Origin of the sequence: Coleofasciculus sp. F4-SAH-05 (genome assembly GCF_040222985.1) — a bacterium.
GTDB classification, from domain to species: Bacteria; Cyanobacteriota; Cyanobacteriia; order Cyanobacteriales; family Coleofasciculaceae; genus Coleofasciculus; species Coleofasciculus chthonoplastes.
Genome location: NZ_JAVKBY010000084.1, coordinates 22395 through 31952, shown reverse-complemented (window position 1 = coordinate 31952; position 9558 = coordinate 22395). Strand labels below are relative to the sequence as shown.

Below are 9558 nucleotides of genomic sequence, written 5' to 3'. Positions count from 1 at the left end.
TTTAGCAATCAGTAGGACAATAGTTAATAACAGCCCCAATACAAGAAAAACCCTGAATCTACGTTGACGTTTATCATTCGTCATTTGTCATTTGTCATTTGTCATTTGTCATTCGTCATTTGTCATTTGTCATTTGTCATTTGATGGGCTTTTGTGTTTCTCTAATATTTTCCCTACACCCCACACCCCATACCCTACACCCCATACCCTACACCCCATACCCTACACCCTGCCTACCTTTGACGTGAGCTTGTCACCCCTTCAGGTTCCCTCCCCTTGATAAGGGGAGGGTTAGGGTGGGGTCAGATCAAGGTATTGCTTTCTTTTTGAAGCTCAAGTTGATATCAATGAAGGCTTGCGCCCGATTCTATAGGCATTAATTTTCGTCAAACAGCCGTTGAATAAACAAATTGGTTACTGACTGGAAATCCAACGCCTTGGTTACTGACTGGAAATCCTCCCCCATGACTCCCCTGCATCTCGTTAATATCTAAACCATAGAGTTTTGCACCTTTCAAATTGGCATCTAGTAACTCAGTTTTTCTGAGAATTGCCCAGGTTAGATTTGCATTCTCCAGATTCGCATTCTCCAGATTCGCGCCCGTCAAATCTGCGCCTTGGAGATTTGCCCAATCCAGTTTAGCGGATTCTAAATTCGCCGCAATCAAACTTGCCCCTTCTAAATTCGCCCGACTCAATCTCGCGCCACTAAAATTAACCCCTTCCAAATCAGCGCCCGCTAAATCTAAATCTTTTAACCAGGCGTAGCTGAGATTGACAAAACTCAGTGCTGACCCATAAACCCTAGCACCAATCAGCCTTGCTTCCGATAAATTCGCCCATTTAAAATTCACGCCCGTTAAATTTGCATCCCGCAAATTCACCCGTTCTAACTGCGCTCCGCAAAGATTTGCACCCCATAAGTTAGCCCGTCGGAGGTTTGTACCATTCAATATTGCTCCACTGAGTTTAGCACCGGTGAGCTTTGATTTGACCATAAAAGCACCACTCATATTCGCTTTAGTCAAATCAGCGTCAACCAGTTTGGCATCGCTCATTTTAACGTAATTAAGATTCGTCCAATTCATCTGAGCGCCACTCAAATCAGATTTGAGTAAAAATGCTCGCGTCAAATCAGCGCCTCTGAGATTCGCCCCCGTTAGGTTAACTCCGATTAACATAACTCCCCTGAGGTTAACCCCACTGAGGTCAATCCCGGTGAATTCTCGATTTCCTTGGTCGTACAGTTTGAGAAGTTGTCTAACGTTCATAGCTACAACGTCCACTCCACTAAGTATTTATGATTTGGGCAAACTTGAATAGATTGATAATTTTAATGGGATTCTCTTTCTACTTTAATCCTAATAGCTAATGAATAAACCTTCTTTGAAAAAATTTACGTTTATATCCAACGTCCTTAAACTGTAGTATAATCCATTTTTTATCTCCAAGTATTCCTAGAAACCGGGTTTCTCGTCAGGATGACAACGCCAGATCAACTTTTCACCTTTCATAACCCGGTTTCTTGACCAATGTCCTCCTATTCCTAGAAACTGGTTTTCTCGTCAGGATGACAACGCCAGATCAACTTTTCACCTTTCATAACCCGGTTTCTTGACCAATGTCCTAGGACGTTGCCCAAATTTTCCTGTCTGACATTTCCTAATAAAGATTATACTGCTATACGATTGCCATTTCGCCCAAATCGCTGCCTTCTTTATCAAGCTTAAAGAAATTGTTGAGTAATATTACACTTCAACACTATACCCCTAAGAATTCAGATTACGCTGCCATACTTGTCATACACCCTATACCGTTGAAATTTGCCATTAATGGGTTGATATAGATAGTGATGATTAGAAAAAAATAGATAATTCTACGACAAATGACGACTTAGGGCTTGCTGCACAAAGCCAAAACCGCAAAGCAAATCAATACTTTGAGCTTTATTAACAGAGGGTTTGATTCAAGGAAATCGGGTAGTATTCTTTAAATGTATGGCATCACCAAGCTATGGAAAAATGTACCAAGAGCTCCCCCAGCTTCCCCAGCTTCCCCAGCTCCCCCAGCTCCCCCAGCTTCCCCTCACCACAACACTCCCAACAGCAGCCTCGACTTATTTTTACGTCAGGGTGTGAATTTGACCCGCTTGAACAGAAAGAATTTGGGAGGAGTTCAACCACTGAGAATCAAATGCGCCTAAGTGAGTGGTTGTAATTAGGGTTTGAAACCGATCTTGAATCGCATCCAAAAGCTGATTTTGGCGGTTAGGATCAAGTTCTGCTAAAACATCATCCAGTAATAACAGGGGCGGTTCACCCACAACTTCTTCTATTAGTTTTAACTCTGCCAATTTTAGTGCCAAAACCAACGTCCGTTGTTGTCCTTGAGAACCATAGGAACGGGCAGGTGTTTGGTTAATTGTAAATTCCACATCATCTCGGTGTGGACCAACCAGAGTTATCCCCTGACGCTGTTCGGGAAAACGACGATGGTGGAGTTTATCTAAAAATGCCTGTTGAACAGCTTCTGGGTCATCCTTCTCTAGGTTGACATTTGGCGCGTAGGTCACTTCCAGTAACTCTGTTTTACCACTAATACTACTATGCCAAGATTTAGCAAGTGGTGCTAATCGTTGCAACACTCTAGCACGACGCCGAGTCACACGCGACCCCGCTGTTGCCAGTTGTGCATCCCAAAGGGCCAGTTCTACCTGGGGCGGCTTTGATATTACCCCCTCTGTCCTCTCTTCCTCCTGCTTCCGGATGGTTTTGAGCAAGGCGTTGCGCTGGCGCAAGACTTGATTATATTGCTGCAAAATATAAGCATAAATCGGTTCAAGTTGGGTGAGAATAGAATCCAGCCAATTCCGGCGTCGTTCTGGACTTCCACGAACTAAATCCAAATCCAGACTGGAAAACTGTACCGCATTCAAAATCCCCAAAAAATCAAGCTGGCGACGTAAGGATTCGCGATTTAGAGCAACAGTCCGACGTCCCTGACTGCGAAGCGTTAAACTTAGCTCAATAGAACCATAAGCCCGTTCCAAGATAGCCTGAATCTGACCCATAGAGGCATCCTCCAACACCAATTCGCGATCGCGTCCTGACCGATGAGTTTTCAGCGTTGAGAGTAATTCTACCGCTTCTAGCAGATTAGACTTCCCCTGAGCATTATTTCCCACCAAAATAGTTTTTGGTGCCTCAAAATTAACCAAGCAATCCCGATAATTCCGAAACTGGCGCAACTTTAAGCGTTTTAAGTACATTGGTCATTCGTCATTGGTCATTCGTCATTGGTCATTTGTCAGAGTTTGAGGACTATTTACGGTACGTAATACTTGGGGATTTATTTTCACAAACTAACTAAGTGTTAAATCACCTGATAACTCCCCCATCTACCGATTCATGCCTAATGACAAATGAGAAATTACCGATTTTTATACCAACGAATAAACAGTTTTTCCAACTCAACCCAAACAAACAATGACGTACTAAATCCTAAACAAATCAGCAATTCAGTAAGCGTGAGCGGTTCTGTCCCAAAGAAATTTTGTAAAAATGGCACATAAACCAATGCTAATTGTAAGATAGTCGTGACCGTGACTGCCCAGATTAAATAGGGATTCGAGAACGGATTTATCTCAACAGTTAAACGAGTATTGGAACGAACCGCGATCGCGTGTCCCATCTGAGCCACACATAATGTAGTAAAGACCATCGTTTTCCAGTGGAGTGGAAAATAGTCAAACGCCAACGCCATTAACGTAATCGTGACAATGGCGAAAATAATCCCAATGCGAACCATATAGGCTCCTAATCCCCTAGCAAAAATACTCTCACGGGGACTAAAGGGAGGACGCTTCATTACATCCGGTTCAGCCGGTTCTACTGCTAAGGCTAGGGCGGGTAAACCGTCGGTAACTAAGTTCATCCAGAGAATTTGTAACGGCGACAGGGGAACATCCGGGAGTCCCATAATCGGTGCAGCGGCAATGGTTAACACCTCACCAATATTACTGCCCAAGATATAGCGAATAAAGCGGCGGATATTATCATACACCGTGCGACCTTCTTCAGTCGCAGCAACAATCGTGGCAAAGTTATCATCCAGCAGTACCATATCACTGGCTTCTTTACTCACATCGGTTCCGGTAATCCCCATGGCAATGCCGATATCTGCTTGTTTCAAGGCGGGAGCATCATTCACCCCATCACCCGTCATTGCCACGAATTCACCTTGACGCTGAAGCCCTTGTACAATCCGCAGCTTATGTTCCGGAGAAACACGAGCATAAACGCTCACCTCTTCCACCTGTTTGTCAAGATCAGATTGTCCAAGCTTTTGTAACTCCTGACCCGTGAGAACCCGATCATGTTGATCCGCAATACCCAAAGCATGAGCGATCGCGCGAGCCGTAAGCTGATGATCGCCTGTAATCATCACCGGGCGGATACCCGCATTCCGACAGCGGCGCACAGCATCCAAAACTTCTGGACGAGGGGCATCTAACATCCCCACCAGTCCTAACCACACTAATCCTTGCTCTGTCGCTTCATGCGCCTCTACCCCGTCATCAGGTGCAGCATCTAGAGGCTTATAGGCAAACCCCAAAACCCGCAATCCCGCCCCAGCCATTTGATTATTGTGCCGCAGAATTTCCGTTCGTTGCTCATCGGTCAACACCTCAGTGCGATCGCCCGCCTGCAAAGAATGGCAACGCTCCAAGACTAACTCAGGGGAACCCTTGGTAAACATCAGGTAGGTTCCTTGTCCATCATTGGTTACCCCTGAGCCATTTGACCCTTGACATATTACACTCATGCGCTTCCGCTCTGAGGAAAAGGGAATTTCACCGACCCGAGGAAACTGACGCCGCAACGGTTCTTTATCCACACCGCCTTTACCGGCGAGAGTAATTAATGCTCCTTCGGTGGGGTCTCCTAAAATTAACCAATCCTCCTGTTCATACTGCAAGACGGCATCATTACAGAGGGCACACCCTTGAAGTAAGACCTGTAATTCGGGATACTCTTGGGCAGAAACCCCTGTCTCGGCGATGAGAAACTCCCCGTTAGGCGCATAGCCTTCTCCCGTAACTTGGAACGTGTGGTGGGGCGTGATTACCCATTGCACGACCATCTTATTTTGAGTCAGAGTCCCAGTTTTATCTGAACAGATCGTCGTCACACTGCCTAAGGTTTCCACAGCCGGAAGTTTCCGGATCAGAGCATGGCGACGCACCATGCGTTGAGTTCCCAGTGCCAAGGTTACAGTAATCACCGCAGGTAAGCCTTCTGGCACTACCGCTACCGCCATACTGAGAGACACTTCCACCAGTTGTTGCAGAACACCTAAATCGCCGCCACTTTTAATCAAGCCACCAACAACAACCAGCACCACCAGGATCAGAGAACCACTGACTAAGACATTCCCCAATTGGGTCATCCGCTGTTGCAGGGGTGTCGGTTCACTTTCCACGCCTTGCAACATTTCGGCGATGCGTCCCAATTCCGTCTTCATCCCTGTGGCTGCAACCAGGACGGTTCCTCGACCTTGAACGACTTCAGTTCCCTGAAACACTAAATTAATGCGATCGCCTAAGGGGGTATCCTCAGCTAAGGTGACAGGGGCCTCCTTATTCACCGCGTTCGCTTCTCCAGTTAACGCGGATTCCCGGATCTGGAGGTTTGATTCCTCAATTAACCGTCCATCTGCCGCAACTTGCACACCTGCTTCTAGGAGCATAATGTCTCCAGGGACAAGCTGTTTGCTATCCACCTCCATAGGTTTACCCTCGCGGAGGACACGGACTTTAGGAGAGGCGAGGTTTTTCAGGGCGGCGAGGGCTTTTTCAGCACGACTTTCTTGGAGATAGCCCAAGACACCGTTAAGAATAACGATTAATAGAATCGCGATCGTATCCTTAAACGGAACTTGACCCGCCTCTAACCCGCCTTGTCGCCAATCGATCAGGTCAATGACTCCGGAGATGATTGCCACCACAATCAGCATAATCAGCATGATATTGGTGAACTGCTCCAGAAGAATCGCCCAAGAACTGCGACCAGCAGTTTCTTCGAGTTCATTCAATCCGTAGTATTGCGATCGCAGGCTGATTTGTTCAGAGTTCAAACCCGTCTGCGGATTGCTCTCCAGTTGAGCAAGCGACTCGTCTATGGATTGGGTATGCCATGCATTTAAAGGATCAGGCAGCGAATGGGAAGGATGAGATGAAGTCACGGGGCAGGTTTGCATAAACATGATACCCAATCAATCATAGTCTTTTCAGCCAGTAACTGTAAGCAGGGGATTGGGGAGGATAATTTTGGATTGGGTATGGTTCAGACCTAACATACTACGTCTCTACTGGCATCGAGGAACAAGTCAACCTATTTGATGAGAGTGCGATCGCGACTTGACTCAAAACTCGAAACGCTCTCAGTTAGAGGGTTTTACAGTCTTTCGGTTCGGCTTCATTAGGCAAATTTTCATAAATTTCTGTTCTAGCCCTGAGATAAATATAGAAGGTTAGTTGAATACAGCCTTAACACATAGTTAGTCAATGAGGATGATCACTATGAAAGTAAAAGCTCTTTTGAGTTCTACGTTACTAGCATTGACGTTCCCTCTTAGTGCTTTCGCCAGTACTTATACTCAGAGCTATCCCTCACAATCAAGTCAAGGACTGTTTAATCATACAGAAACTGTTGAAATTGCACAACTGCAACGGTATGTAACTGCTCAATATATCTCGTCACGGTTGTACGGCTCAGAATCACGGATTTTAAATATAGCTCGTCGTGCTTCTAATAAAGTGAACTGGAAGTCTATCAACGTTGAAACGTTTAGCGCTGACCGGATGAGGCTTAATATCGTTGGGAAAGTTCCAGTAGGCGGAATATGGGTGAAAGATAATAATATTCGCGTTGGACTTTTTTTGCAGCGCGATCCCCAAGGTAATTTCCGAGTGGTTGATTACGACTTTCGTGTTTGGGGGGGTCATTATCCTGAGCGGGTCAGAAAAGAGGCGGCGAAAGAGTTAAGAACTCTACCCAATCATTATCCTCGTTTCCAGGGGGTGCTTAACAGTATCCTTGCTCAAGGTAACCAGAGGGGAGGATCAGTTAGATCGGTTACCGTAGATCGGTTACCGTAAATTAATGGTTCGACCTCTATCCCTTACTCAGAAAACTTTTTAGTCACTCTAGGGGCTATAGTTCCATTAGAAGCGAAGCTTTTAGATCATTACAAACTCTTAAATTTGCATCCAAGAGCTTCGCTTTTTTCACTTCAGGAATTTTTCCAAGGAGGAGCCAATGTACAATAATAGCGCCTTAGTCAAATCAATCCTGATTCTAGCCGCTAATCCTCAAGGAACCTCAAAGCTTCGTTTAGATGAGGAAGTCCGCGAAATTGATATTGGGCTACAACGTTCTCAGAAACGTGAGCAATTTGTTTTAAAACAACAATGGGCAGTACGTCCAAGGGATATTTATCGAGCTATTCTAGATGTTCGACCACAAATTGTTCATTTTTGTGGTCATGGAGAGGGAAACGAAGGATTAGTCTTTGAGGATGAAAGCGGGAGAAATAAATTTGTTGATTCCGAAGCCTTGGCTAATTTATTTAAACTTTTTTCTACTCAAGTAGAATGTGTACTGCTCAACGCCTGCTATTCGGATATTCAAGCGGCAGCAATTAGTCAGCATATTGATTATGTAATTGGGATGAAACAGGGTATTGGAGACAAGGCGGCAATTAACTTTGCTGTCGGTTTCTATGATGCGTTAGGTGCCGGAAAATGCTATGATTTTGCTTTCAATCTTGGCTGTTTAGCTATTCAGTTATCAGGTATGTCTGAGGAATCTACTCCAGCTATAAAAAAAAACGATGAACATGACAGATGAACAATTCCAACAAGCAATTGCTCTGATTTGTGGTAATATGGGTCTCACATCCTCAGAGAGACGGAAAGCAATTAATCGGTTACTAATTGCACTTCAGCAATTACCCCAACTATGTAAATCGTCTCATCCCCTTTATTTTGAAGCTTTAGACAAAACTTGGGAGTGGGTTAGTGAAAATATCTGTACGTTTCAACCCAAGCCACATCTGTCCATTCAAAGAAGTTTAGTGAATTGGATTAACGGATATTTAAGGTGGAGAATCAAGGATTTATATCAAAATAGCCAGTCTGGTCAAGAATACAGTTTAGATGTTCCCATCAATGAAAATGATGGAAATCAAACAAAGTGGCTTGATCAACTATCAGAAACTGGATTTAATCCTCCTAAGCTGAGTGGACTTGATGCTTATCTTGAAGAACGAAGAAGAGAAAACATTCGTATGATTTGGCAAAGATTTTACAATTATGTTACAGAAGACCCAGAAAAACGCTTGCGAAATTGCCACCCTCGTCAACACCCTAATTGTCACTGTCAGTATCTTTGTCAACAACTACTTTTCCAAGAACCACCAGAACCTTTGGCTAAAATCAGCCGAGAGTTAGGTGTCAATTACCAGACTCTCAACTCACACTGGAAAAACAGGTGTCTGCCACTCCTGCAACAAATTTTAGAGAATCTAGGATACTCAAGGAACGAATAATTATGAACAGTCAAGACAACCAATTTTTAGAAGTTCCACTCGGTATTGAAGCACATTCCCGCGCTAGTGAATTTGCCAGCGAACAAGTTAATGTTGAAAAAAGCAAACAAGTTTACTTGAATACCTTAGCGGTTTATGCCGTTCACCGATATCTCAAGTGGTTAGGAGTTAAAACTGACGTAACTCAAGGTGACTCTTGGCATCCCATTCTCAGAAATCGATGGAACATTGCCGATTTGGTTATTAATACTATTGGTAAACTAGAATGTCGTCCTGTGTTACCTGGAGAAACGACTGTATCTTTACCTCCAGAAATTCGGGACAACAGGATTGGTTATCTCGCCGTGCAATTCAGTGAGAATTTGGATACAGTTCAGCTGCTAGGATTTACGAAAACCGCAGCAACGGGAGTTCTGGACATTCGGCAATTGGGTTCACTTGATCAATTAATTGATGTCATTTCCACGCAGCCAGAACCTTTAGTCAATTTGAGTCAATGGTTTGATGGTATTTTTGATCAGGTTTGGCAAGGGATAGAAACCCTATTAGTGCCGAGAAAGTTGGCGTTTAAGAGTTCTATGGATGCTATCAAGCTGGAAAAGGTTGAACGAGTAAAAAAGATTAATCTAGGACTATTAATCAATCGGCAGGAATTCGCTTTAATTGTTAGTATTTGGGTAGAAGAAAATCAAGAAACAGGTGTGCTAATTCAAGTTCATCCCTTGGGAGAACAAGAGTATTTGCCTCGTAAATTAAAACTGAAAGTAACTCTTGAAGGTGAATCAGAAGGCAAATCAGACTCGGCGGAAGTCATGGCAAGGGAAGCTGATAATTGGATTCAGCTAGAATTTACTCAGATACCGGGAAAACAGGTTACAGTTCAACTGTCTCTAGACAATGAATCTGTGATTGAAAAATTTGTCGCTTAGTTGTTGATGAAGGCAAAAG

At 44.1% G+C, this 9558-nt stretch carries 8 protein-coding genes; 5 read left to right on the top strand and 3 right to left on the bottom strand.

What is annotated here, in order from left to right; genetic code table 11:
• Window positions 1–91 precede the first annotated feature (91 nt).
• Window positions 92–280, top strand: a complete 189-nt coding sequence (locus RIG27_RS10345) for a hypothetical protein (RefSeq protein WP_446344869.1) — start codon at window positions 92–94, stop codon at window positions 278–280.
• 106 nt (window positions 281–386) lie between these two features.
• Here the strand turns inward: RIG27_RS10345 and RIG27_RS10340 are convergent, their stop codons facing one another.
• The 3 genes from RIG27_RS10340 to RIG27_RS10330 form a co-directional block, all read right to left on the bottom strand.
• Window positions 387–1271 (bottom strand): pentapeptide repeat-containing protein, encoded by an 885-nt coding sequence (locus tag RIG27_RS10340; RefSeq protein ID WP_446344867.1) that lies wholly within the window; start codon window positions 1269–1271, stop codon window positions 387–389.
• An 851-nt stretch (window positions 1272–2122) separates the two neighbouring features.
• Window positions 2123–3268: a DNA replication/repair protein RecF gene (gene recF / locus RIG27_RS10335; RefSeq protein ID WP_446344865.1), complete on the bottom strand. Its 1146-nt coding sequence runs from the start codon at window positions 3266–3268 to the stop codon at window positions 2123–2125.
• Window positions 3269–3429: 161 nt separating this feature from the next.
• Window positions 3430–6258 (bottom strand): cation-translocating P-type ATPase, encoded by a 2829-nt coding sequence (locus tag RIG27_RS10330; RefSeq protein ID WP_446344863.1) that lies wholly within the window; start codon window positions 6256–6258, stop codon window positions 3430–3432.
• Between the two features lie 322 nt (window positions 6259–6580).
• On the opposite strand from RIG27_RS10330, the gene RIG27_RS10325 reads away from it, so the two are divergent.
• The 4 genes from RIG27_RS10325 to RIG27_RS10310 all read left to right on the top strand — a co-directional run bounded on the left by RIG27_RS10325 (window position 6581) and on the right by RIG27_RS10310 (window position 9539).
• On the top strand, window positions 6581–7159 hold the full coding sequence (locus RIG27_RS10325; RefSeq protein ID WP_446344861.1) for a hypothetical protein: 579 nt from the start codon (window positions 6581–6583) through the stop codon (window positions 7157–7159).
• A 160-nt stretch (window positions 7160–7319) separates the two neighbouring features.
• On the top strand, window positions 7320–7910 hold the full coding sequence (locus RIG27_RS10320; protein ID WP_446344859.1) for a CHAT domain-containing protein: 591 nt from the start codon (window positions 7320–7322) through the stop codon (window positions 7908–7910).
• A complete protein-coding gene (locus RIG27_RS10315; RefSeq protein ID WP_446344857.1) occupies window positions 7894–8610 on the top strand; it encodes a hypothetical protein in 717 nt (238 codons plus the stop codon). The genes RIG27_RS10320 and RIG27_RS10315 overlap by 17 nt, the downstream gene beginning before the upstream one ends.
• 2 nt (window positions 8611–8612) lie before the next feature.
• The gene (locus tag RIG27_RS10310) at window positions 8613–9539 is read left to right on the top strand and encodes a DUF1822 family protein (protein WP_446344855.1); all 927 of its coding nucleotides are present in this window, start codon (window positions 8613–8615) and stop codon (window positions 9537–9539) included.
• Window positions 9540–9558 lie beyond the last annotated feature (19 nt).